The sequence below is a fragment of the Haloarcula sp. CGMCC 1.2071 genome (genome assembly GCF_037078445.1).
In the GTDB taxonomy this organism is placed as follows: domain Archaea; phylum Halobacteriota; class Halobacteria; order Halobacteriales; family Haloarculaceae; genus Haloarcula; species Haloarcula amylolytica.
This window is the reverse complement of sequence record NZ_JAYMGY010000003.1, coordinates 177,136-199,785: the sequence shown is the minus strand read 5'-3', so window position 1 is coordinate 199,785 and position 22,650 is coordinate 177,136. Positions and strand designations below refer to the sequence as shown.

Annotated in this window: 20 protein-coding genes; 8 read left to right on the top strand and 12 right to left on the bottom strand. The window is 64.5% G+C overall.

Annotated elements, in window-relative coordinates; translation table 11 throughout:
• Positions 1-23: 23 nt before the first annotated feature.
• The 6 genes from VI234_RS08360 to VI234_RS08335 form a co-directional block, all read right to left on the bottom strand.
• Positions 24-1,721 (bottom strand): glycoside hydrolase family 13 protein, encoded by a 1,698-nt coding sequence (locus VI234_RS08360; RefSeq protein WP_336329724.1) that lies wholly within the window; start codon positions 1,719-1,721, stop codon positions 24-26.
• A gap of 98 nt (positions 1,722-1,819) precedes the next feature.
• Positions 1,820-2,902, bottom strand: coding sequence for a M24 family metallopeptidase (locus VI234_RS08355; protein WP_008310135.1), 1,083 nt, complete (start codon positions 2,900-2,902; stop codon positions 1,820-1,822).
• A 214-nt stretch (positions 2,903-3,116) separates the two neighbouring features.
• The gene (locus VI234_RS08350; RefSeq protein WP_336329723.1) at positions 3,117-4,076 is read right to left on the bottom strand and encodes a nucleoside hydrolase; all 960 of its coding nucleotides are present in this window, start codon (positions 4,074-4,076) and stop codon (positions 3,117-3,119) included.
• A gap of 123 nt (positions 4,077-4,199) precedes the next feature.
• On the bottom strand, positions 4,200-5,213 hold the full coding sequence (locus VI234_RS08345; protein ID WP_336329722.1) for an ornithine cyclodeaminase family protein: 1,014 nt from the start codon (positions 5,211-5,213) through the stop codon (positions 4,200-4,202).
• 79 nt (positions 5,214-5,292) lie between these two features.
• Positions 5,293-5,565: a DUF7513 family protein gene (locus tag VI234_RS08340; protein ID WP_008310128.1), complete on the bottom strand. Its 273-nt coding sequence runs from the start codon at positions 5,563-5,565 to the stop codon at positions 5,293-5,295.
• Complete coding sequence (locus VI234_RS08335) at positions 5,562-7,115, bottom strand: Na+/H+ antiporter NhaC family protein (protein WP_008310127.1); 1,554 nt, start codon at positions 7,113-7,115, stop codon at positions 5,562-5,564. Before VI234_RS08335 ends, VI234_RS08340 begins: the two co-directional genes overlap by 4 nt.
• A 331-nt stretch (positions 7,116-7,446) precedes the next feature.
• Between VI234_RS08335 and VI234_RS08330 the strand changes: the two genes are divergently transcribed.
• The gene (locus VI234_RS08330; protein WP_008310125.1) at positions 7,447-8,199 is read left to right on the top strand and encodes an IclR family transcriptional regulator; all 753 of its coding nucleotides are present in this window, start codon (positions 7,447-7,449) and stop codon (positions 8,197-8,199) included.
• 133 nt (positions 8,200-8,332) lie between these two features.
• Here the strand turns inward: VI234_RS08330 and VI234_RS08325 are convergent, their stop codons facing one another.
• Complete coding sequence (locus VI234_RS08325) at positions 8,333-9,079, bottom strand: helix-turn-helix domain-containing protein (protein ID WP_008310124.1); 747 nt, start codon at positions 9,077-9,079, stop codon at positions 8,333-8,335.
• Between the two features lie 138 nt (positions 9,080-9,217).
• On the opposite strand from VI234_RS08325, the gene VI234_RS08320 reads away from it, so the two are divergent.
• Positions 9,218-10,261 carry a DUF1611 domain-containing protein gene (locus tag VI234_RS08320; protein ID WP_336329721.1) on the top strand — a complete coding sequence of 348 codons (1,044 nt, stop codon included), beginning with the start codon at positions 9,218-9,220 and terminating at the stop codon, positions 10,259-10,261.
• On the top strand, positions 10,258-11,337 hold the full coding sequence (locus VI234_RS08315; protein ID WP_336329720.1) for a dipeptide epimerase: 1,080 nt from the start codon (positions 10,258-10,260) through the stop codon (positions 11,335-11,337). Before VI234_RS08320 ends, VI234_RS08315 begins: the two co-directional genes overlap by 4 nt.
• Before the next feature lie 44 nt (positions 11,338-11,381).
• Here VI234_RS08315 and VI234_RS08310 read toward each other — a convergent pair whose 3' ends face one another.
• A complete protein-coding gene (locus tag VI234_RS08310; protein ID WP_008310119.1) occupies positions 11,382-12,488 on the bottom strand; it encodes a polymer-forming cytoskeletal protein in 1,107 nt (368 codons plus the stop codon).
• A 194-nt stretch (positions 12,489-12,682) separates the two neighbouring features.
• On the opposite strand from VI234_RS08310, the gene VI234_RS08305 reads away from it, so the two are divergent.
• Positions 12,683-13,534 (top strand): DUF7537 family lipoprotein, encoded by an 852-nt coding sequence (locus VI234_RS08305; RefSeq protein WP_336329719.1) that lies wholly within the window; start codon positions 12,683-12,685, stop codon positions 13,532-13,534.
• 15 nt (positions 13,535-13,549) lie between these two features.
• Here VI234_RS08305 and VI234_RS08300 read toward each other — a convergent pair whose 3' ends face one another.
• Positions 13,550-15,010: an alpha,alpha-trehalose-phosphate synthase (UDP-forming) gene (locus VI234_RS08300; protein ID WP_008310115.1), complete on the bottom strand. Its 1,461-nt coding sequence runs from the start codon at positions 15,008-15,010 to the stop codon at positions 13,550-13,552.
• Positions 15,011-15,339: 329 nt separating this feature from the next.
• Between VI234_RS08300 and VI234_RS08295 the strand changes: the two genes are divergently transcribed.
• A complete protein-coding gene (locus VI234_RS08295) occupies positions 15,340-16,032 on the top strand; it encodes a 6-hydroxymethylpterin diphosphokinase MptE-like protein (protein ID WP_336329718.1) in 693 nt (230 codons plus the stop codon).
• Positions 16,033-16,047: 15 nt separating this feature from the next.
• Here VI234_RS08295 and VI234_RS08290 read toward each other — a convergent pair whose 3' ends face one another.
• On the bottom strand, positions 16,048-17,046 hold the full coding sequence (locus VI234_RS08290) for a TIGR04024 family LLM class F420-dependent oxidoreductase (protein WP_008310112.1): 999 nt from the start codon (positions 17,044-17,046) through the stop codon (positions 16,048-16,050).
• 377 nt (positions 17,047-17,423) lie between these two features.
• Here VI234_RS08290 and VI234_RS08285 point away from each other — a divergent pair, with 377 nt between their 5' ends.
• The gene (locus VI234_RS08285; RefSeq protein ID WP_336329717.1) at positions 17,424-18,104 is read left to right on the top strand and encodes a haloacid dehalogenase type II; all 681 of its coding nucleotides are present in this window, start codon (positions 17,424-17,426) and stop codon (positions 18,102-18,104) included.
• A gap of 20 nt (positions 18,105-18,124) precedes the next feature.
• Here the strand turns inward: VI234_RS08285 and VI234_RS08280 are convergent, their stop codons facing one another.
• The gene (locus tag VI234_RS08280) at positions 18,125-19,282 is read right to left on the bottom strand and encodes a dihydropteroate synthase (protein ID WP_008310110.1); all 1,158 of its coding nucleotides are present in this window, start codon (positions 19,280-19,282) and stop codon (positions 18,125-18,127) included.
• 138 nt (positions 19,283-19,420) lie between these two features.
• Between VI234_RS08280 and VI234_RS08275 the strand changes: the two genes are divergently transcribed.
• Both VI234_RS08275 and VI234_RS08270 read left to right on the top strand, forming a co-directional pair.
• Positions 19,421-20,593: a sensor histidine kinase gene (locus VI234_RS08275; RefSeq protein WP_336329716.1), complete on the top strand. Its 1,173-nt coding sequence runs from the start codon at positions 19,421-19,423 to the stop codon at positions 20,591-20,593.
• Between the two features lie 120 nt (positions 20,594-20,713).
• The gene (locus VI234_RS08270) at positions 20,714-21,730 is read left to right on the top strand and encodes a phosphotransferase family protein (protein ID WP_008310108.1); all 1,017 of its coding nucleotides are present in this window, start codon (positions 20,714-20,716) and stop codon (positions 21,728-21,730) included.
• Here the strand turns inward: VI234_RS08270 and VI234_RS08265 are convergent.
• Positions 21,727-22,605 (bottom strand): carbohydrate kinase family protein, encoded by an 879-nt coding sequence (locus VI234_RS08265; protein ID WP_336329715.1) that lies wholly within the window; start codon positions 22,603-22,605, stop codon positions 21,727-21,729. The genes VI234_RS08270 and VI234_RS08265 overlap by 4 nt on opposite strands.
• Positions 22,606-22,650: the final 45 nt, after the last annotated feature.

Here is a 22,650-nt window from a genome sequence, read left to right as displayed (position 1 = left end):
GGGATTCAGGTAGTACGAAGGACTCAATCGAACAGCTCGTAGACGCGAGCCTCGTACGGCGCGAGCGTCACCGTTTCCGGGTCCGGGTCGTCGTGGTCGTAATTGCACGCTAGCAGCGTCGCATCGGCGTACTCGACCGGGAGGTCGAAGGTTTCCGTCGCGTCGTCGAAGTGCAGGACGACGAGGACTTTCTCGGTTCCCGAGTCCGTCGACAGCGACCGCGTGAAGGCGAAGACGGTTTCGTGCTCGGGGAGCAGGTCGGTGTAGTCCCCGTACACCAGCACGTCCCTGTCGGAGCGCAACTGGATGAGTCGCCGGTAGTAGTTGTAGACGGAATCCGCATCGGCTTGCTGGTCGGCGGCGTTGATCTCCCTGTAGTTCGAATTGACCTGAATCCAGGGGTCGCCGTCGGTGAACCCGGCGTTTTGCGAGTCGTCCCACTGCATCGGCGTTCGGGCGTTGTCGCGGGTCCGGTAGCCGACGACGTCTTTCACGTCCTCGTAGCCCTCGACGCCCTCCCGGTCGAGTAGCTCCCGCGCGTGGTTGATGGCGTCCACGTCGCGGAGGTCGTCCATCGTGTCCCAGTCGGCGTTAGTCATCCCGAGTTCCTGGCCCTGGTAGATGTAGGGCGTGCCACGGAGCGTGAGGATGAACGTCCCGAGCAGCTTCGCGGATTCCCGGCGGTAGTTCTCGGTGTCGCCGTAGCGTGAGACGCTCCGCGGCTGGTCGTGGTTCTCCCAGTACAGCGTGTTCCAGCCGTCCGCCGCCAGCCCGTCCTGCCAGCGGTCGACGATACGCTTCAGTTCCGGCAGGCTCCAGTCGCCGACCGACCACCGCTCACCGTCAGCGTAGTCGAGTTTCGTGTGCTGGAAGTGAAACGCCATGTCCAGCGGGCCGTCCGCGCCGGCGTACTCGCGGGCCGACTCGACGGTGAGCTGTGGCATCTCTCCGACAGTCATCACGTCGTAATTCGACAGCACCTCGTCGTCCATTGCGTCGAGATACGACAGCATCTCCGGCCCGTCGATGAACTGTTCGGACCCGACCCACTCGCTGTCCGGGTCGCCGTCGGGCAGCCCCTCGACTTTCGACAGGAGGTTGATGACGTCCATCCGGAAGCCGTCGATGCCCTTCTCCAGCCACCACTCGATGGTGTCGAAGACGTCCTGTCGAACGGCGTCGTTGCGCCAGTCCAGGTCCGGCTGTGAGGTGTCGTACAGGTGGAGGAAGTATTCGCCGCGCTCCTCGTCGTACTCCCAGGCGGAGCCCCCGAAGAAGGACTCCCAGTTGTTCGGTGGCGTGGGCTCGCCGTCCTCGTCTGTTCCGCCCTCGCGCCAGATGTAGTAGTCCTCGTATTCCGGGTCGCGCTGGCGGGACTTCCGGAACCACTCGTGTTGGTCCGAGGTGTGATTGACGACGAGGTCCATGACGAGCCGCATATCCCGGTCGTGGACCGCTTCGAGTAGCGCTTCCCAGTCGGCCATCGTCCCGAACTCGTCGTAGATGGCCTGATAATCGCTGATGTCGTAACCGTTGTCCTTCTGCGGGGAGTCGTACACCGGATTGAGCCAGATGACGTCGACGCCGAGGTCGGCGACGTAGTCCAGGCGGTCGATGATGCCCTGCAAGTCGCCGACGCCATCGCCGTCGCTGTCGTTGAAACTTCGGGGATAGATCTGGTAGACGACTGCTTCCTTCCACCAGGCGCGCTCTGCGGTCATACAGAGGGGTAGCCTGACGCGTTGCTTAAATCCACGGGTTCATACAACACCCGTTGTAAACTCCTTGGCCCCGCCGGCTAGAGATGGCTGCAGTACCGCTACAGTTCCAGCACCGTGTGTCGCGGCAGTTCGAGGTCGTAGCCGACTGCCGAGACCGTCTCGGTCGGCCAGTCGCCGGTCGCGGACAGGAGTTCGATGTCGTCGGCCGAGACGAGATAGGTGTCCTCACTCTTCGCGCCGTCGATAGTCGGGTTCCACGCGTACCCATGTGGCAACGCGACCTCGACCCCGCTTCCGGGCGTGGCGATCCATTCCCGGCCGGCGAAGCCCGTCGCACCCCCCTGGTGATGGTTCTGCCACTCGCCTTCCCAGCCGACCTCGGCGTAGGCGTTCTGGATAGCGTCGAACACGTCGCCCGCTGTGCCACCATTCTGGCCGGCTGCCTGTGTCGCGGCCAGTGCAGTGGTCTCGACGCAGGCGGCTTTGCGGGTTCGCTCCACCAGCCACTCCGGCGGGTCGAACGCGACCGCTCGGGTGGTGCTGACGTGGAGCCCGTTCCGCTGGACGGTCACCGACATGAGCGCATAGTCGCCGAGTTCAGTTTCGGTCGAGGTGTAATGGCGGTAGGATTGTGCCCGCTCGGCGCTACCGACGAGTACGACGGGCGTAGCGATGCCTCGGCCTTCGAGCTTCTGTCGGAGCACGGCGGTCACATCGAGTTCGGTGTGGGACGGCTCGACGTTCCGCGCGACAGCTTCGACTGCTTCAGCCGTGTCTCGCGCGAGGTCACGACACTGCTCGATCTGGGTCTCGGTCAGCGGCTGTCGGAGCTGTGTGGCGTCGACTGACTCGAAACCGGGGACGTCGAAGTCCGCCGCCGCCGGCGTCGGGCTCGCTTTGGCGACAGCCTCGGCCAGCGACTGTGCGTGCCAGTCGAACGTTTCGACGGCCACATCGCTGCCGAGTTCCTCGTCACGTAGCCGCGGCGCTTCGATGTTGTCGGTGACGACCCGGACCTCGTCACCGTCGTAGCCAGCGGCGGCGACGCCGACGTCGCCCTCCCGGTCGACGACGTTGTCTCCACCTCCGGTTAGCCACGCGAAGGAGTTCGGTCGGGCGAACCAGACGGCTTCGAGCCCCGCTGTCCGGCGGTACTGGTCGAGACGGTCTGTAAGCGTCATACCCTGACATCCCTCCGGCCCCCAGTAAAAACCAGGGACAACACGCGGCGACAGGACCGGCGCCACAGGTCTCGCACAGCGGCAACGACGACACACACCGTTCGCTACTATCGCTCCCGACGCCGCTCCTGATACTGCTGGCTGTAACTATTTCAAGAGATTCGCCACCCCGAAGTGGCGATATTCTTCACAGACGTACAGCCGGCAGTATGACTCACTCGGCGATGCCGCTGTCAGGGTCCCGGGACTGGAGCAGCGAGTACATGACCGACTGGAAGGCGTCGTTGTCGACGGACTCCACGACGTGGGTGTTCGGCTCGCCGTCGGTCACGCCGTTGACGTCGACGCTGGTGTACCCGCAGGTGAGCCCATCGCGGTCGTCCACCGCGACGTGGTACGTCGACACCTCCTCGCGGAGTTCCGGGTACGCAAGCAATGCGGCGGTGACGCTGTCCGGGAGTGCCGTCCATCCGGGGTCGTCGGGACCCTCGCTGTTGAACGCCCGGGCCTTCTCGGTCACCGACTCGAAGAACGACGCCAGTTCCGTGTCGAACGCCGAGACCGCCTCGAACTCGGGAGTGCCGAACACCGCATCCCGAAGACACACGCCCCAGTCGACGAGCGTCACCTCGAAGTCGTCGAACACGCGTTTGGCAGCATCGGGGTCGACCCACAGATTGAATTCCGCGGCGGGAGTAATATTCCCCTCACAGTTGACGTTCCCGCCCATCACCCACACTTCGTCGACGAGGTCTGGAAGGTCGGGCTCACGGGCGTACGCCAGCGCCAGATTGGTCAGCGGTCCGATACAGAGCAGTGTGATTTCACCCGGGGCCGCTCGACAGCGGTCGACGATCTCGTCGGGGCCAAACCCTGCCGCCGACTCGATACCGGTGTCGGGGAACACGTCCCCGCCGAGGCCGTCCTCGCCGTGAATGTACGTCGCGTGTTCGAACTCCTTGAGAAGCGGCTGTCTCGCCCCTTCGTAGACGGGTACGTCGAGAGAATCGGCGAGATCGAGCGTGTATTTCGCGTTCTCGACCTCTCTGTCGAAGGGCACGTTGCCGGCGACGATTGTGACTGCCTCGACGGTAACTCGATCACTGAGGCAGGACAGCAAAATTGCCTGTGTGTCGTCGCCCGCGGTGTCCGTGTCGATGATGACGCGTCGCATACGCCCTCGTCGTATGGCACATATAAATCGTTCCGGGCCACAACTGCGTGCCACAGTTGTCTGTGCGTCACTCGATAGCAGTGGGTGAACGGCCAGCTGATACGATACTACAGACCGCCGGAGTTACACCATTTCGAGGCGGTAGCCGCTATCGTCACCGAGCGATTCGTACACGATGCGTGCGGCAGCGATGTCCTGAATCGCGAGCCCGGTCGAGTCGAAGACGGTAATCCCGGACAGGTCCTCGCGGCCCGGCGCGTTCCCGACGACGATCTCGCCGAGTTCGGCGTCGATATCAGACTCGTCGATTTCGCCCGTGCTCCAGGGGACGTTTATCTCGCCGGAGTGGGTCGTCTGCTCGAAGTCGTCGATGACGAGGGTCGCCTCGCGGATGACCTCCGTGTGGAGTTCCTGCTTTCCTTCGGCGTCGGCACCCATGGCGTTGACGTGAGTGTGCTCTCCGAGGTCGTCGAGCGTGACGATGGGGTCCTCGACCGGCGTGACCGTCGACAGGACGTCACACTGGGCCGCCTCGGAGATGGTCCCAGCTCGCACGTCGAACTCGTCGCCGAAGGTATCGATGAACCGCTGGACGCGGTCGTCGTCGAGGTCACTGACGATAACGGACTCTATCGGTCGCACCTGCGAGATGGCCTCCAGTTGCGTGTACGACTGGACGCCGGCACCGATGATGCCCAGCGAGGACGCGTCCTCGACTGCGAGGTGGTCCGTCGCCACGGCGGCGGCCGCCCCGGTTCGCTTCATCGTCAACGTCGTGGCGTCCATCACCGCAAGCGGGAACCCGCTCTCGGGGTCCGTGTACACGAGCGTCCCCATCACCGTCGGCAGGTCGAACTCGTCGGGGTTGTCCGGGTGAACGTTCACCCACTTGATGCCCGACGCTTCCCAGTCGTCCGTTTCGAGGTAGGCCGGCATCGACCGGAAGTCCCCGTTGTGCTGTGGCAGGTCGATGTAGGACTTCGGCGGCATCTGCGCCGTGTCGTTTTCGTATGCGGCGAACGCGGCCTCGATGGCCGGCACGAGGTCGGCCATCTCGACGGCCGCCTCGATGTCCGTACTGGGGACGATAGTCGTCTGATTGTCCTGTCGTGCTGTCGAATATAGTGAGTTGCTCATAGTGGTTCGAATCTGTGATATCGGTTTATTCGATCGCGCTATACTGATTCAATATCCGTCTCGGCGCTCGTTGGCAATCCTAGAACGACCCCCGAGACAGCGTCTTGAGGTGGGTGAGACGGCCGCGGTGCTCCGCGTCGTCGAACGATTCGACCTTCGCGAGGACGCGACAGCCGACGATGTCTGCCTCACCGTTCTCGAAGTAGAGGCGGGTCTCGCCGACCAGTGCGACCAACTCGCCGGATTCCTCGTCGAGTTCCGTGACGTACACCTCTATCTCTTCGCCCGCCTCGAACGTCGGCGTGGTCGTCCTGAAGGACATTCCGGTGAGGAACTTACTGAATATGCTCATAGACGGGTCACATCCTTGGATTTGCGGTCAGTGGTGTATTCGAGCCCGAAGCCGGTCAGTGCGGAGAGCAGGAACACACCGAACAGGAACCAGCCGTGGAAGACGTACGGCCAGACATCAATGGGGTTGACAACCATCGCACTGGTGAACCACTCGTACTGGTTCGGGAGGCCCTGCAGCGTCGCAAAGCCGATGAGAACGCCGCCACCCCACGGGAAGATGTACCCGAGCGCCGAGGTGTTCGCGTCGAGGATATTCGCTCGACGGTAGCTGTTGATGTTGTACCGCTGGCCGATGCGGGCGATGTACGGCGCGATCGCGATCTCTGCGGCCGTGTTGATCGTGATCATCGAGTTGACGAGGGCAGTGCCGACCACCATCGTCGTTTCGGCCTTGCGAACGCCCGTTGCGACGTTTTCGAGGAGCCACTCCTGGATCGCCTCGAAGCCACCGCCACGGATCATGATCTCTGACCCGGCGACGATGAGCAACACGAGCACGATCAGCGGGAAGAACCCGGCTGCACCGTTGTAGATCGACCCGGTGACGCCGGCGTTTTGCGGCGCGACCACTTCCGCGATGGGAAGCGAGCCGGCCCAGCTCGCGGCTGCTGACGTTTCCGGGACCTTGAACAGCAACACGGCACTCAGCGGTGCGAGACCGAAGACGATGTTGAAGGCAACAGCAACGATGAGTCCCCACGAGATCGCCTCAACAATGTGTCGGCCCATGACTGCCGTCACAATGACGACGAGCATGGAGATGAGGTGCAACAGTCCCGCCGGCTCGCTGTTCTGGACGAACAGGTCCTGCGCCTGTTGGGAGATGTCCAGCCCGGGCATCGCGTTCCCGGCGAAAACGTACGCCGCGAGCGCCAGCACCGCAGCGATGATGGCGTACTTGAACCGCGAGGCGACGACGCCGCCGATGTCGGCGTCCTGCGTCACCGCACTCACGATTGTCGTATCACTGACTGGTGCCAGGTTATCGCCGAAGACAGCCCCTGAGAGAATTGCTCCGAACAACAACACCGGATTCGCACCGAGCAGGATGCCGGCCGGGAAGAACAGCGCCGAGAAGGCGACTGCCGCGCCGTACCCGGTACCGATACCGGTCGTGAAAAGCGCAGCGAGGATGAAGGTGGCGGCGGGGAACAGCGCGCCCCCGACTTCGGCCGCGTTCGCTGCCCAGACGAGTCCGCCGACGAAGCCACCTGCCTGCAGCGTGTTCGAGAACATTCCTGCCCAGAGCCACGCGACGACTGCCGTCGCGGCGACCCGCTTCGTCATCCCATCGAAGATGGTGTTCGCGTAGTTCTTCCAGTCTCCCTTGGCGAAGAACATCCCGACGATGAGCGCCACGAGCATCCCCGCGACGAGTCCAGTCGTGTCCCCGATACCGAACAGGCCACTCTGGACAATTGCCCACAGGATAAACAACCCTATGGGAATGACGCTCATCCACCGTCCGCCGTAGAACTCGATTGCTTCGACGTCCGGACCAGAGATCTCCTCGATCTCTGTCCCATCGCCACTATCCGTGTCTGACATGCATTCTGTGCCTCGTCAGATACACACGCAAAAGATCATGATAATAACTATCTCTCCGGTAACAAATCACAGGTGCCGCCTCTGGTGAAGTCTTGTCTCGTCCCGGCCGCTGTAGCTATATAAAAGTCCACTTCTATTGGATTTCGGACAGCGTCCTAACCTTATATATCGCACAAAATCCGGGGAGACGGACTAATTTCGGGCGTGAGATTATAAAATATAACCTTAGGTAATTTCCCCTCTCAGTAGCTATCACATCTACACATAATATCCACAGAACCGGTTCCACTATGTCCGGACCTTTTTATACTACTACCAAGTCCACAGTGGTATGGACAGCTCTAGCGGTCGTCGTCTCCAGACGACCGAAACCTCCCTCGCGATCATCGATGCGGTAAACGAGCTGGGGGAGGCTCGAATGAGTGAGCTTGCGGACCGGCTGGACCTCTCGACGAGTACCATTCACGTTCACCTCAAGACACTCCTAGATCAGGAGTATCTGGTCAAACGAGGCGAGCAGTACCGACTCGGTATGAAGCTGTTCCACCTCGGAGAGGGCGCTCGGACCCGAAACGAGTGGTACGAGGTCGCCCGTCGCAAAACACACGAACTCGCCGATAGCTGTGGCGAGGAAGTCACGTTCGCCGTCGAAGAGTACGGGCGTGCGATAACCCTGTTCAACGTCGTCGCAAACGTCCCCTCGAAAGGGTTCCAGGTGGGCCGGTACTACTACCTGCACAACTCGGCAGTCGGCAAGGCGATTCTCGCCGCGTTGCCGGAGACCCGAGTCAACGAGATTCTCGACCGGTGGGGGCTGCCCGCCGAGACAGAGTATACAATCACCGACCGCGAAACCCTCATGGAAGATATCGAACGCACGAACGAGCGCGGCTATTCGGTGAACGATCAGGAAGCGGTCGAGGGGCTTCGCTCGGTCGGCGTACCGGTCACCGCTCCACACGGCGGCGTCCTCGGCGCACTGGACATCTCCGGCCCGCTGTATCGGCTGCCGCCGAACGAGGAACTCGCGTCGATGCTGCAGGACGTCGTCGAGGAGTTGGAGTCGGAACTCGGAGTGCAATAGGCGTTCAGTCGCGCTCGCGGTCCAGTAGGCGTTCAGTCGCGCTGGGGGTCACAAATACGGAACAGGGACCGGGACGCTGGCTCTGACAGTCCGGACCCGGCAAGGCGAAGCACGGGTCGACGCCGTCCCGTCGTCAGTACCGGTCAGCGTCTCTCGGGCCGAGCAGCGTGGCCTCGACTTTCCGGAGGTGTTCGTGGAACGTCGTCTTCGCGATACCGAGTTCGTCGGCCAACTCGCTCCCGCTTACCGCTCTCGGGTAGTCGTAATAGCCGCGTTTGCGGGCCAGTTCGAACACTTCCCGCTGCTTGTCCGAAAGCTGCCGGATAGCCAGCCCGTCGCGCTCCCTGCTCCCGGTGGTCGCGGACGTAATCTGTGTGACGGTGATCGACGCGTCCTTCTGTGCACACACGGCGTCGAGTTTCTCCTGTATCGTCGCCCGCGATTCGTCGATGGCGACCGTCCAGTACTCGGTCCCGTCGCGGATTCGGATCGGCTCCTGATTCATGAACCCGTGTGAGACCAGCGCGTCGTGGATGCTCTCCTCGGGGCCGTACTCGACGAGCAGCGTGCTCGTCGCTTTGTTTACCGGTGCCGATATCCCGCCGAAGCTGCGACGGGTGTCCATCTCTGTAACCGCATATGTGTGATCGGACGCCCGAGTCGCCGCAACGAGCGCGTCGACTGCGTCCGCCGACTCCGCGTATGCGACGACGTGGGCCTTGACCTGCTCGCCCACTAGATACGCCGCGTTGACCAGCAGTCTGGCCGAGGTGGCCGCCGTCACTTCCCGCATCCAGCAGTCGGGATGCTCCAGTTCGAGTGTCAGCTGGAGACCACCGCTGGCCGAGTTAGCGGTCGCATCGGAGCTGTCAACTCCCATCGTTCTCTCCGGGTTCTGCGGCGTGACCGTGCTTGGCTGTGTTTGCTTTCACCACGGGGAATCGTCCTCCAGTGGTCTCACCGGGTGCCACACATGTAAGGCTCTGGTTTGTCAGTCACGTCGGCGATCTACATCAGTATGGACTTGCGTCGAAAATACGACGAAGGCACGCCCGCCGTTGTGCTCGCAGAGGGGGAGTTCGGACAACCGGAAGGCAAGACGGCCAACGGGATCGTCATGCACGGAGAGCTGTTCGACGCGCAGGCCGTCGTGGACTCGACGTGTCCGAGCCCCAACGCCGGCGCGGCCCTCGATTGGCCGGCGGCCGACGACGTGCCGGTCGTCGAAACCGTCACCGAAGCGCTGAACCGAGCCCCGGACGCGGCCGTCCTCGTCATCGGCGTCGCGCCCGCCGGCGGTGACCTCCCGGCGGCCTGGGTCGAGGCTATCCAGCGTGCGATGGAACGGGGCTGTGACGTCGTCTCCGGCCTGCACGTCTTCTTGAGCGAGCGCCCAGCCTGGACCGAGCGCGCCCAGCAACACGGTGTCGACCTCGTCGACGTCCGGAAACCGCCGTCCGTCGCCGACCTGACGCTCGGTGACGGCCGCGGGAGCGAAGCCGACGCGGATGTCGTCCTGACGATGGGGACCGACTGTGCGGTCGGGAAGCGGACGACGACCTTCGAACTGTACCGGGCGGCGACCGATGCCGGACTCGACGCCGGCTGGGTCGCGACGGGACAGACCGGTATCCTCGTCGGCGCGGACCGCGGTGTCGTCATCGACCGGGTTCCGGCCGACTTCGTTTCGGGCGTCGTCGAGGACATGGTGCTCGACGTCGCAGCGGACCACGATATCGTGTTCGTCGAAGGGCAGGCCGCGCTCACGCACACCGCCTACGGCGGGGTGACGCTCGGGCTGCTTCACGGGGCGGCCCCCGATGCAGTCGTGCTGGCCGACGACCCCTCCCGGGAGGCCCGGTCACATTTCGATGACCTCACTGTGGCCGGTGTCGAGGCCGAACGCCGCGCGATTACCGACCTCACAGAGACGACAGTCGCCGCGCTCTCCACCTGGGGCGATCCGGAGGAAGAAGCCGCTCGGACAGGCCTCCCAGCGGCGAACATCTACGACGACGACGGCCCGGAGACACTCATCACGGCCGTTCTGGAGGCACTATGACCCGTATCGACCGCGTCTCCGTCGCGGCGCTCGACCGCGAACTCCGCGAACCGTTCGAGATATCGCTCGGGACCCGAGCAAAAGCGCGGAACCTGGTCGTCGCAGTAGAGACGGACTCAGGTGTAGTCGGCTACGGAGAGGGGTCCCCGCTGCCGCCGGTGACCGGCGAGACGCAGGCGGCCGCCGTGGCGACTGCCCGGTCGGTTACGTCGCTGCTTGAGGGGGCGGCCCTCGCCGACTACCGCGAACTTGTCAGTGACCTGCGGGCAGCAGTGCCCGGAGCGGTTTCGGCGCTGTTCGCCGTCGAGACGGCACTGCTGGACGCGTACTGTCGTGACCGTGGTATCCCGCTCTCGGAACTGTTCGGCGGCGCGCCGACCACAGTTACGACTGATATCACCGTTCCGATAGTCACGCCCGACGCGGCAGCCGAACGAGCCACGCGCGCCGCAGCTGCCGGCTTCGACCACATCAAGGTCAAAACCGGCGGCGAAATCGACGCCGACGTGGCCCGAACAGTTGCGGTCGCGGATGCAGCGCCCGACGCGACGATCACGGTTGACGCGAATCAGGGCTGGACGCCGAAGGCCGCAGCGACGTTTGTCGACGAGGTGACCGCGGCCGGGGTCGACCTTGCCCTGGTCGAACAGCCGACACCGAAAGACGACATTCGCGGTCTTGCGAGGGCACGCGACAGACTCCCGGTTCCCGTCGCCGCGGACGAGGCCGTGTTCACGCCGGCAGACGCAACGGCCGTGGTTCGCGACGGGGCTGCCGACGTGATCAACGTCAAACTCGGGAAATCGGGGCTCCTCGGGGCAGCGGCGATTGCGGCCATCGCCGAGGCCGCCTCCCTCGACTGTATGCTCGGCTGCATGCTCGAAGGCGCGACCGGGATCGCGACGAGCGCCCACCTCGCCGCTGGGCTTGGTGCCTTCGATTACGTCGATCTGGACGGCCACCTGCTGTTTGACGAGTGCCCGCCGTCGATGTCGTTCGGCCCGGATATCGATATCGACGGACCGGGACACGGGGTTTCACCGCCGACGGCCGTGAGTGACGCGACTGAACGCTGACGCTGTGTAGCGAGCGTTCGCCACGCAAAATAGCGTCCGAGCGGTTACTCTGCCGACTCCGCCGCCTCTTCGACGTCGGGACCGTCCTCGGAAGCATCGCTGCCGGTTGTCACTCCGTCTGCATCCCCGCCGTCGGTTGCCGCACTGTCCGCAGTGGCGGGGTCGTCGGCTGCTGCATCGGCCGCCGACTCGCTGTTGTCTGAATCGCTTCGTTCGTCGGCTGGCTCCGTAGTGTCAGTGTCAGCTTCGAGCGATTCGGCCATCTCGGCCATCGCCGCAGCGGATTCGTCCGGGCGGTCTAGCACTGCCTCGGTGTGCATCCGCATCTCCTCGCTGGTGCGGATTGTCCCGTCGACCGTCGCGTTCTCGTGGAGTTCGACGGTCGTCCCCGAGATGTCGCCCCAGATCTTCGCGCCCGGGCCGACGCGGACGGTGCCGCTGCGGGTCGTTACGTCCCCTTTGATCTCCGTGCCCCGGCCGACCACGATATCGTCTTTCGCGCGGAGGCTCCCGAAGACGACCGTGTCACGGCCGACTTCGAGGGACTTCGCGCGGATGTTGCCGTGGAGCCGACAGTCGTCGCCGACCGTCGCCGGCGTCGAGACGCGCCAGGCGTCGTCCGAGACGCTCGCACCGCGTGGAATCAGAACCGGGTCGTGCTCGTCACCGCCGTCGTCTAGCATCTCGTCGATTACTTCCTCGGCCGCGTCTTCCTCGCCGATGCGGAGGAGTTGCGAGAGGTAGACGAACAGGAAGACGATGGTCGGCATCGGATTGCGGATGACGATCCAGCCGTTCGCCTCGAACCCGTTCTCGATGTCCACGTCGTCGCCGATATCCAGGTCGCCCGCGACACGGAGTTCGCCGCCGATGTGTACCCGTTCGCCGATGTAGGCGTCCTCACCGACGAGGACGTTGTCCGCGACATCACACCACATGTCCAGCCGACAGTCACCTTCGGCTTCGATGTGGCCGCCAAAGCGGACCCGCTCGTCGGCGATGACCGTCCGCCCGCGCACGCCGAACTCCACGGTCGACTGGCCGCCGACGATGACGTCACCGTCGGTCACCAGGTCGTGTTCCTCGACAGTCGTCCCGTCGGGAATGTCGAGTTCGGACAGCGGGTCGGAGCCGAGAGGCACGGTATACATAGCGGTTTCGTCGGTCTTAAACCCTCATGACGCGCATGACGCGCGTCTGACGCTGGTCCGACGGGGCCGGCACGAATCATGGATTCGCACCGGTAGCCGTGCCCTCAGGTAGGCCTGTGCGTAACCCGTTGACAGCCAGAACGTGACAGCTGAACGGCCATAACGAAATAGTTCACCGATACAGTGGCTCCGGTATGTTACTCGAACGCCGCCACCTCTCGCTTGCACTCGTAGTGCTACTGACAGCGTCCGCCGGCTGTAGCGGGCTGTTGGGTACTGATCCGGGCACAGACGGTACGGACACCGAAGTAACGGCGACGCAGATTGATGCCAACGGCCCTGCACCCGGGTCGTCCGGGTTCGACGCGGCGGCCATCGAACGCGGGCACTTCGAGACGCTGTCGAACTCGTCGTTCACCACTTCGCTGTCGTTCCAGCTCTCGACGGTCCGCGACGGCGAGAACCGGTCGGTGTTCATCAACCGGACCGTCGCTATCGACCGCGACAGCGACCGGTCGCTGTCGACGGGCGAACTGGTCCAGGCCAGCGGCGACACGCTGGCGACGACGACCTACACGGCCGACGGGACCACCGCCGAGCGTCGAGTTCTCACCCGCGGTGACGACACGATGACGGACTACCGCTCCGCGACACCGCCGTACGACGGCCAGGTCCAGCCCGTCAACGAAAGCAGCGTCATCGACCGTTCGCTGCTGCAGTCGCTCGGGTCGGACATCAACTGGACCTACGCCGGAACCGAGACGGTCGACGGTGACAGCGTCTCGCGGTTCGAAGCGACCGGGAGCGACGTCACCGGCTTCGCGGCTGACGACGCTGTCTCGACGAACGTCTCGGCCAACGGGACGACGGACTCGGCCAGTGCGACTGTCCTCGTCGACGAGGACGGCGTCGTCCGGTCGTTCCAGTACCGCGTGACGACCGAGCGGGACGGCCGGCCGGTGACGGTGACGCTGTCGCTCTCCGTCTCGAAGGTCGACGACACCACCGTCGCGGAACCGGACTGGCTGTCAAACGCAGCGAATTGACGAACGACGGGAAAACTACGGCGACTGCACGGCGCTGAACTGCCTGGCGACCCACTGTGAACTGTCGAGCGCCTCGACGCCGTGCTGAAGACGCGACAGCCGGTCCCTTGTTTCCGCTTCGTCCAGTTCAAGCGCCCGCTCGATGGCGTCCGCAATCGCCTCGATGTCGTGCGGATTGACCGTCAGCGCGCCGTCGAGATGGGTCGCCGCGCCGGCCAGTTCGCTCAACACGAGCGCGCCGTCGCCGTCGACACAGGCCGCCGGGTACTCGTGGGCGACGAGGTTCATCCCGTCGCGGTGTGGCGTGACCACCGCGACCTCGGCGGCCCGGTACAGCCCGGCGAGCGTCTCGTTGTCGAGTTTGGCCTCGGTGTAGACGATGGGCTGCCAGTCGTCGGTCCCGAAGCGGTCGTTGACGCGCTCGACGGCATCGACCACGTCCGCGCGGTACCGGCGATAGGCGGCGATCCCCTCCCGGGTTCGGCTCGCCTTCTGGACGTACGTGAATTCGCTTCGCAGGTCCGGTCGCCGGTCCCAGAGGTGTGCCAGCGCCTCGATCCGTTCGGGGATGCCCTTCGAATAGTCGAGCCGTTCGACGCCGAGCGCGAGGCTGATCGACGTGTCCGAGCGACTGCCGCCAAGCACGGTATCTCGGATACTGGTCACGTCCGCGTCCTGTGCCCGGTCCCGAACCGCCTCGACGTCGATACCCAGCGGGTTCGCGACGGCTCGTGTCCTGTCGCCACCGCGGGTGACCGTCCCGCTGTCCGTGTCAACGCTCGCCCCGGGGAACGCGCTGTCGACACACTGCAGGAACTGCTCGGCGTAGGCCGCCGTGTGGAAGCCGATGACGTCACAGGCCAGCAACCCGTCGAGGAGCGCGTCGCTGTGGGGGCAGTGCCGGAACACCGACGGTGCAGGCCAGGGGATGTGCCAGAACTGCAACAGCGTCGTATCCGGTCGCCGCTGTCGGACCAGTCTGGGTGCCAGCGCCAGGTGGTAGTCCTGGAACCAGACCGGCTGGCCCGCGTCGGCGACCGCATCGACGGCCTCGGCGAACTGCTCGTTGACGGCGCGGTACTGCTCCCAGTAGGCGGGTTCGGCCCACATTCGGCCCGTGTCCTCGTGACAGAGGGGCCAGAGCACCTGGTTGGCGTAGCCGTAGTAGTAGCCCTGCACCGCCGCGTCGGAGAGGGGGACGCGCTTCAGGTCGTATGTGGGGGCAGACGGCGGCACTTCGACGATGCCCTCCTCGGCAACGGCCATATCGGCGTCGCCGCTGCCCCAGGCGACCCAGGTGCCGCCCCGTGACTGCATCACCGGGTCGAGTGCGCTCGTCAGCCCACCCGCCGCGGACTGGACCCGTATCTCGCCGTCGTCGTCCCGCTCGTGGCTATACGGTTCACGGTTCGAAACGACCACCAGCGAGTCCGGAACTGCACCGTCTTGCGCGTTTACTGACAGTTCCGAGACCATTTGCCTGCGGTAAGTGCTGCCCTGCCTTGAGACTGTCGTGGACTACTGAATCGTGTTCCCAACGTAACAAGTCCTCGGGCTTGTGACGCCTGTCCTCCATGTCTGACGGTAAGAGAAAACTTATACCGGAGGCCTCGAAAGAAAGGGGTGAAAGCCGAAAGGGCACCCGGGTAGGGGTACACGGACGTGCCATTTCGGCTCAACTCGGTTTATCTGGACACGAATTCGATAGCGACAGCTACGCTGTGGGGCGTTGGTAGTGTGAAAGCGGTATGACTGGCTAGGTGAACAAGACAGAAGCACGTTCACTCCGTGGTGTCTGACAACAGATGGAATTTCACACCTGGGAACCAGTGTACGAGGATATCCTCGATGATTTCGGCTATCCTCGCGATGGCGACGAGCGTGCCCGCGATCGGTTCGCCGCACTGCTCGGCGACGACAGCACGTACGACCCGGCGCGACTCGGACTCGACGGTGCAACGGTTGCCGTCGCCGGGGCCGGCCCATCACTCGAAGCCGAGGCCGACCGGGCAGTCGATGCTGACGTGGTCTTCGCGGCCTCCACGGCCGCCGACCGCCTCAAGACGGAAGGTGTGGCCATCGACTGCATGATCACGGACCTGGACAAGAACGCCGATACCGGACGGGAACTGACCGCCGACGGGACGCCGGTCGTCGCCCACGCCCACGGCGACAACATCCCGGCACTGGAGACACATATTCCGGCCTACGACAGCGAGTTCGTCGTGCCGACGACACAGGCGGCCCCCGCCCCGCCGGTCCACAACTACGGCGGCTTCACCGACGGCGACCGCGCCGCGTTCCTCGCGGACCACTTCGGCGCGGCCTCGCTGGTGTTCCCCGGCTGGGACTTCGACGACCCGTCCGTGACTGCGGAAAAGCGACAGAAACTCCGCTGGGCCGAGCGCCTGCTCCGCTGGCTGGAACAGCGCCGCGGCGAGCGCTTCGACGTGCTCGACGGCCGACGTGACGACATCGAGCCAGTCGCTACCGACTGACGCCGAGTCCCCGACTCAGGGCGCTAACACGTCGATGGTCGTGTCGATAGTGTCCGGTTCGGCAGCGCGGGGGAACGAGATGTTGATTGCGTCCACGCCATCGATGTCTTCGAACTGTGTGATGTGGTCGCGACAATCCTCGGGCGTACCGGCGACGGCGATGCTGTCCAGTAGCTCGTCGCTGATCGCGTCGACGGCAGCCGCTTTGTCGCCCGACCCCCACTGCTCGGCGATCTCGTAGGCGGTGTCCTCGTACCCCTGGCGGGCCAGCGCGTCGCGGTAGAACGTCCCCATACCGCCGATGTAGAACGCGACGTGCTGACGGGCCAGTTCGCGGGCCTGCTCCCGGTCGTCCATCGCACAGCACGTCAGCGACAGCGTCACCCGCTGGTCTGACCGGTCGCGGTCGCCGAGATCCGCTCCGCGCTCGAAGTCTTCCAGTCGATCTCGGAGGCCGTCGGCGGTCAGCATCAGCGCGTGCCAGCCGTCGGCGAAGCGACCGGCGAGTTCGACCGACTTCGGGCCGAGGCCGCCGGCGTCTACGGGCGGCGCGGGTTCGGGCGGCTCACAGCGCAGTCGGAACCCGGACAGCGAAAAGATGTCCCCGTCGTAGTCGACGGTTTCCCCGGAGAGCACCAGTTTCATGATGTCGACGGTCTCCCGCGTGTACTTGAGCGGATTCTCGAACTCACGGCCGTGCCAGCCTTCGATGACGATGGGGCCGGACGGGCCGACGCCGGCCCGGAAACGGCCGTCCGAGACTTCCTGCAGCGTCGCCGCGGTCTGGCCGAGCAGCGCCGGCGACCGCGAGTACACGTTCAGAATTGAGGACCCGAGGCCGACCGTCGACGTGTGCTCGGCGATGCTAGTCAGCGTCGTCACCGCGTCCCGCCCCCACGTCTCCGGGAGCCAGACCCGGTCGTAGCCACTGTCCTCGGCCTGCTGACTCATCTCGACCAGCGTGTCGACCGACGGCTGTGCCGCGACCGGGAGATAGACATCCCGCGCTGTCATCTGCCGCCCTCCACGCGTCGAGCGACGACTGGCTGGACGCCTGTCAGCAACTGGAACGTACGTACCTGAGACATGGCTCGCAGTGCGGCCGCACGGGAGATAAAGCCACATGAGAGGGGGAGTGTCGCCCGTTGTCCGCGGTTTATTCACAGCGCGGTGGCCGGGTCGCTAGCGTCTCTAGAGGAGCTAATCCCGGTGCCGTCGGCATCCTTCGGATCATCGTCGACGTGTACTGTGTCAGCGTCCTGTCTGAGATGTCTGCCCACTGAGCAGGGGGCAGTCACGTCACACATGACGCTGAGAGTGTGCCCGTACCGGACGGTTGGACGCTCGACTCGGCGACCGGCTATATGAGGCACCCGCTTCTACGGGTACCTATGCCGTTCGACCCGGACCGCGTGACGACGATTACCTTTGACTCGTACAGCACTATCGTCGATGTCGAGGCAGCCCAGAAAGCCCTCGCCGACCGGGTGGACGACCCCCAGCCGGTGTCCCGGCTCTGGCGCTCCCGCTCGCTGGCGTACACGTTCCTCGCCAACCAGATCGACGCCTACAAGCCGTTCTACGAGATGAACCGCGACGCGCTCCAGTATGCGCTGGACGCCCACGGCGTCGACATCACGACGGAGGAGCGCGACGACATTCTCGCGGTCTACCACGAACTCGACGTGTTCGACGACGTGCGGGACGGCATGAACAGGCTCTACGACGCCGGCTACGACCTCTATGTCGTCTCGAACGGCAACCCCGAGATGCTCGAATCGATGGTCGACTTCGCCGGCATCGGTGGCCTGCTCGAAGACACCGTCAGCGCCGACGAGATCCAGACGTTCAAGCCGGCGGCCGAACTGTACCGCCACGCAGCGGAGCGAACGGAGACTGATATCGAGGAAATCGCCCACGTCACCGCGGGCTACTTCGACGTCTACGGCGCGATGCACGCCGGGATGCAGGGCGTCTGGGTCAACCGCGACGACGGCCCGTGGGACGCCTTCGCCGGAGAGCCGGACCTCACTATCGGGTCGTTCCACGACCTCCACGACGATCTAGTGTAAAAGTCGGCCCCGGAACCGACCTACACGCGCCGCGACAGCGACGCTCGCAGTTCGCCAGCGAGTTCCCGATGGCCGTCCTCCGCGAGGCTGTCGGTGACGACTTTCAGCGCGGCCGCGGCACCGCCGACGTAGAGACTGTCGCCGTCTTTCTCGACGACCACTACGTCGGTCACCTCGGCGACGGCCCGGAGGCTTGCTCGTGCGGCGTCGGTCAGGTCGCCGAGCAGGAACGTCAGCGTCGCGCCGTCGTCGGTGCCGCCGGCGACCGTCTCACCGAGTGCCTGATGGCGAGCCACCTCCCGTAGTGTCACGTCAGTCAGTTCCGCCACGGTGGGGCCGGGTTCGGTTTCCGCTCGCGTCGTCCGCTCGTCGCCGAGCGCGTCGGCCACCTTGACCACGTCGTGGGTCTCGCGTGTGTCGTGCGTGCGGATGATGTGCGCCCCGCGTTCGACTTCCATCGTCGCCGCGGCCAGTGACACGGCGAGTTGGTTCTCCGTCTCGGGCTGGTCGGCCAGGTCGCCGAGGAAGTCCTCGCGGTTGGTCGCGGTGAGCATCGGTCTGTCGAAGGCGCGGAACTCCCGGAGACGGCGGAACATCTCCCAGTTGTCCTCGAACTCCTTGCCGTCGTACCAGCCGCCGAAAGCGGGGTCGATGATGGTCTTGTCCGTGAACCCGTCCCGCTGGAGCGCCTCGAAGATGTCGTCGATGCTCTTCAGCGCGCCGGGCCGGGCCAGGTCCGGCGGACTGGCCATCTTGACGACCGGCATGTCGTGGTCTTCGACGACGCCTTTCATGTCCGGGTCGGCGAAGCCACACACGTCGTTGATGAGGTCGAAGCCGTGGCCGATGGCTTCCTCGGCGACTTCTGCGTACCGAGTTTCGAGCGACAGCGGCACGTCGGCGTCGAGTTCGTCGACGAGCGGCGCGACCTCTTCGAGCCGGTCTTTCTCCATCTCGACCGGCTTGGACTCGTACTTGGGGTTGGCCGACTGGAGGCCGACATCAATGATGTCCGCGCCGGCGGGGACGAGGTTCTCCTCGATAGCCTCGGCGGCTTCCGCGGGGTCCAGATACACGCTCGGCTTGTACCCGGAGTTCGAACTCATGTTCAACACGCTCATGACGCGTGTCGGGTGCCCATCACCCACCGGGAGGCCGTCGATTTCGACCGTTCGCATACCGCTCCCTGAGGACTGTGGATACAAAGGTCCCGCGACATCGGCGGACCGACGACGCTATGGTACGTATCACTGACACGAGATCACCGCGTTTTATATATACAGTTGCATGAATTATACGGGATGGGTGGGGAGTTAATGGTCGCATTCGATCTCGATTCGTTCGAGGCCGTAACACAGCAGTTGATGGCTGCGGAGTCCGAGCGTGAGATATGCGAGATCGCAATGTCGGGGATTTCGTCTGTGTTCGAATTGCCACTCGGAGCGCTGTGGCTGTATGACAGCGACGCGTCGGAACTGCAGTTGGCGGCGTCGACGGAGCGGGCGGACGAGGTATTCGACTGGCCGGTCACCTACCGGCCCGGCAACAGTCTCTCGTGGGAGGCGTTCGAGCAGGACGAAGTTCGGACGTACTCCGAACTCGACGACGAGCAGCGCCAGTACAACGAGAACTCGCCCGTCAGCAGCGAGATAATCCTGCCGCTTGCCGAGTACGGCGTTATCAACATCGGGTCCCTCGCCCCCGTTACGTTTGACGGCGAAACGCTTCGACTCGCCCGGATGTACGCGACGCACGTCCAGGCGGCACTGCAAAAAGCCGAGCGCGAGCACGACCTCCGCGTCCAGCGCGACCGGATGGAACAGTTCATCGGCGTCGTCTCCCACGACCTCAGAAATCCCCTCCACGTCGTCGAGGGGCGACTCGAACTCGTGCGAGAGACCGGCGACCTGTCCCATCTCGAAGATGCGGAGGAAGGTGTGGCTCGCATGGAAGCGCTCATCGACGACCTGCTGACCCTCGCAAAGAAGGGGTATGCGGTCGAAGACCGAACCGCCATTTCGCTCGATACCATTGTCGAACAGACCTGGGAGATGGCCAGAACGGCTGACGCAACGCTGCGGGTCGAAGGGTCCGCCCCGGTGTTCGGTGACCAGAACCGCCTCAAACAGGTGTTCGAGAACCTCTTTCGGAACGCGGCGGACCACGCGGGCGACGACGTGACCGTCTGGGTCGGTCCGATTCTCGACGACGGGACAACCGAGATAGACACTGCAGACGAGCGAACCGAGGGCCGCGTGACCGGCTTCTACGTCGCTGATGACGGGCCCGGCATCCCCTCCGATGAACTAGACTCCCTTCTCTCAGTAGACAGCTTTTCAGGGAGTGACACCGGCCTTGGCCTGTCTATCGTAACGCAGATAATCGACGCCCACGGCTGGGACATCTCGGTGACAGAGAGCAGGGCCGGCGGCGCACGATTCGAAGTGACCGACGGGACGAAACCGGTTTCACCGTTTCACTCCTGGTAGCGCGGAGACGGCGACTGATAGCGTCCGAACCGGGTCGACCGACAACGCCCGAATCGGGTATCAGTGCTGTCCACGACGGGATTGACAGATTTATTTGCTCGCCCGCTATATGGTACGCCAGTGCAGACTCCGGAACAGGACATCGAAGCCGTGCTGACAGAGTCAGGCCCGGATTACGAGGGGTTTCAGTTCGAGACACCGGGTGGGGGCCACCAGAGCGATGTCTACATGGTGACGCTACGCCACAAGGGCGAGGCGTACGAGGTGGTCGTGAAATTCAAGCCACAGGGCGATGTCCCGTTCGCCGTCGAACCCTGTCTCCACGACTTCGTCGCCGCCCGGACCGACGTCCCTGTTCCACGCATCCTCGTCTACGAGGACGACCCCGACGCCGACGTGCCGCCGTATTTCGTCACTGAACGCATCCACGGCGAGAACTTGGCCGAAGAGTTCGCCGGGCTTTCGACCGAGGACCGACGGCGGGTGCTCGCCCAGTCAGGGCGGATTCTCGGGGACATGCACTCCGAAATCGGATTCGAAGCGTTCGGCCGACTCACGCTCCACGACGACCGGATCATCGTGAGTGACTGGATGGGTAACTGGCGGGAGTACTTCGAGAGCCTCACCAGATCCCACCTCTCTCATCTCGATGGGACGCCTTTCGAGGACATGACAGACCGGGCGTGGGACTGTATCGAACCGGCCCTGAGTATGGTGCCCGAGGACGGCGTTCCGCGGCTGGTACACGACGATTTCAGGCCGGCGAACCTGATGTTCGAGCAGACGGCGGATGCGCCGATTACGGCCGTCCTCGACTGGCAGGACGTGCTCGCGGCGCTGCCGGAGTACAACCTCGCACAGACCGAGTTCCTCTTCATCGACTCGTCGTTTCAGGACCCGGAGCTGCGCGATTCGCTCCGGACGGTGTTCCACGAGGGCTATCAGGAGATGCGCCCGATGGCGTTCGACGAGGGCTACGAGCAGCGACGCCCCCTCTATCAGCTCTCGACGCTCCTGTGGCGGATGGCCGGCTTCGAGGCCGTCTTCGCCGACGAGTCCGGTCTCGCCGCCGCTCGCGCCGAAGCCCAGTACCGCCAGCAGTTCGAGCGGCTCGTCGAGGAGATACAGGCGGATTAGGCCGTTTCGGGTGATTGCCCGCTGTCGACCAGGTCCCACACAGACTCCCAGTCGAGTGTCGTCTGTGCGCCGGGTGACTGCGCTGCGAGCGCGCCACAGGCGTTGGCGACCGCGAGAACCCGCTCCGGGTCGGTCGCCTGTGCGTTGGCGAGAAGATACCCGGCGGCGAACGCGTCCCCCGCGCCTGCGGTGTCCACAGATTCTATGGGATACCCGGCGTTCGTGACTGTCCGGTCGTCGATATAGGCTGTCGCGCCGCAGTCCCCGTGTTTGACGACGACCGTCGGCACTGTGTCGAAAAGGCCGCTGTCCTCGGCGTGGTCGGCCTCCCGGTCGTTGCAAAACAGGATATCCGCGTGTGAGAGCACCGCCGAGTAATCGCGGTACGGGAGCCGGCGGCCGGGATCGAAGCTCACCGGGACATCCGCGGCCGCAGCGTCGCGGGCGAGCGTCGCAGCGGTTGTGGGGTCCTGGCCGGTCAGGTGGAGGTGGTCCGCCTCGGCCAGGGTCTCGGCCGGGAGGTCCGACGCACTGAACGCCTCGTTGGCCCCGTCGTTTCCAAGCACCGCGACGTCGCCGTTCTCGTCCACGATGAGGTATTTCACCGCCGTCGGTTCGTCCGACTCGACCAGTAGCGTCTCGACGCCAGCCGCCGCCAGTTCGCCCCGAGCCTTGGTGCCGTGGTCGTCCCGGCCGACGCTCCCGAGGACCAGCGGGTCCGCATCAAGTCCGGCGAGTGCGACGGCCGCGTTCGACGCGCTCCCCCCGCTGGACTGTGACCGGTCGGTGATGCTCCCCTCGCCGTCGGGCTTCGGGAAGTGGTCGACGTGGAGCGTCACGTCCCAGTTGACGTGGCCGGCACAGATGACGCGCATGTCCACCGCTGGGGGTGGCGCTGTGATAGCAGTTTCCCACTGATA

Coding starts and splice junctions, on each gene's coding strand:
- VI234_RS08360 (WP_336329724.1), bottom strand. CDS start 1,721: ATGACCGCAGAGCGCGCCTGGTGGAAGGAAGCAGTCGTCTACCAGATC.
- VI234_RS08355 (WP_008310135.1), bottom strand. CDS start 2,902: ATGACGCTTACAGACCGTCTCGACCAGTACCGCCGGACAGCGGGGCTC.
- VI234_RS08350 (WP_336329723.1), bottom strand. CDS start 4,076: ATGCGACGCGTCATCATCGACACGGACACCGCGGGCGACGACACACAG.
- VI234_RS08345 (WP_336329722.1), bottom strand. CDS start 5,213: ATGAGCAACTCACTATATTCGACAGCACGACAGGACAATCAGACGACT.
- VI234_RS08340 (WP_008310128.1), bottom strand. CDS start 5,565: ATGAGCATATTCAGTAAGTTCCTCACCGGAATGTCCTTCAGGACGACC.
- VI234_RS08335 (WP_008310127.1), bottom strand. CDS start 7,115: ATGTCAGACACGGATAGTGGCGATGGGACAGAGATCGAGGAGATCTCT.
- VI234_RS08330 (WP_008310125.1), top strand. CDS start 7,447: ATGGACAGCTCTAGCGGTCGTCGTCTCCAGACGACCGAAACCTCCCTC.
- VI234_RS08325 (WP_008310124.1), bottom strand. CDS start 9,079: ATGGGAGTTGACAGCTCCGATGCGACCGCTAACTCGGCCAGCGGTGGT.
- VI234_RS08320 (WP_336329721.1), top strand. CDS start 9,218: ATGGACTTGCGTCGAAAATACGACGAAGGCACGCCCGCCGTTGTGCTC.
- VI234_RS08315 (WP_336329720.1), top strand. CDS start 10,258: ATGACCCGTATCGACCGCGTCTCCGTCGCGGCGCTCGACCGCGAACTC.
- VI234_RS08310 (WP_008310119.1), bottom strand. CDS start 12,488: ATGTATACCGTGCCTCTCGGCTCCGACCCGCTGTCCGAACTCGACATT.
- VI234_RS08305 (WP_336329719.1), top strand. CDS start 12,683: ATGTTACTCGAACGCCGCCACCTCTCGCTTGCACTCGTAGTGCTACTG.
- VI234_RS08300 (WP_008310115.1), bottom strand. CDS start 15,010: ATGGTCTCGGAACTGTCAGTAAACGCGCAAGACGGTGCAGTTCCGGAC.
- VI234_RS08295 (WP_336329718.1), top strand. CDS start 15,340: ATGGAATTTCACACCTGGGAACCAGTGTACGAGGATATCCTCGATGAT.
- VI234_RS08290 (WP_008310112.1), bottom strand. CDS start 17,046: ATGACAGCGCGGGATGTCTATCTCCCGGTCGCGGCACAGCCGTCGGTC.
- VI234_RS08285 (WP_336329717.1), top strand. CDS start 17,424: ATGCCGTTCGACCCGGACCGCGTGACGACGATTACCTTTGACTCGTAC.
- VI234_RS08280 (WP_008310110.1), bottom strand. CDS start 19,282: ATGCGAACGGTCGAAATCGACGGCCTCCCGGTGGGTGATGGGCACCCG.
- VI234_RS08275 (WP_336329716.1), top strand. CDS start 19,421: ATGGTCGCATTCGATCTCGATTCGTTCGAGGCCGTAACACAGCAGTTG.
- VI234_RS08265 (WP_336329715.1), bottom strand. CDS start 22,605: ATGCGCGTCATCTGTGCCGGCCACGTCAACTGGGACGTGACGCTCCAC.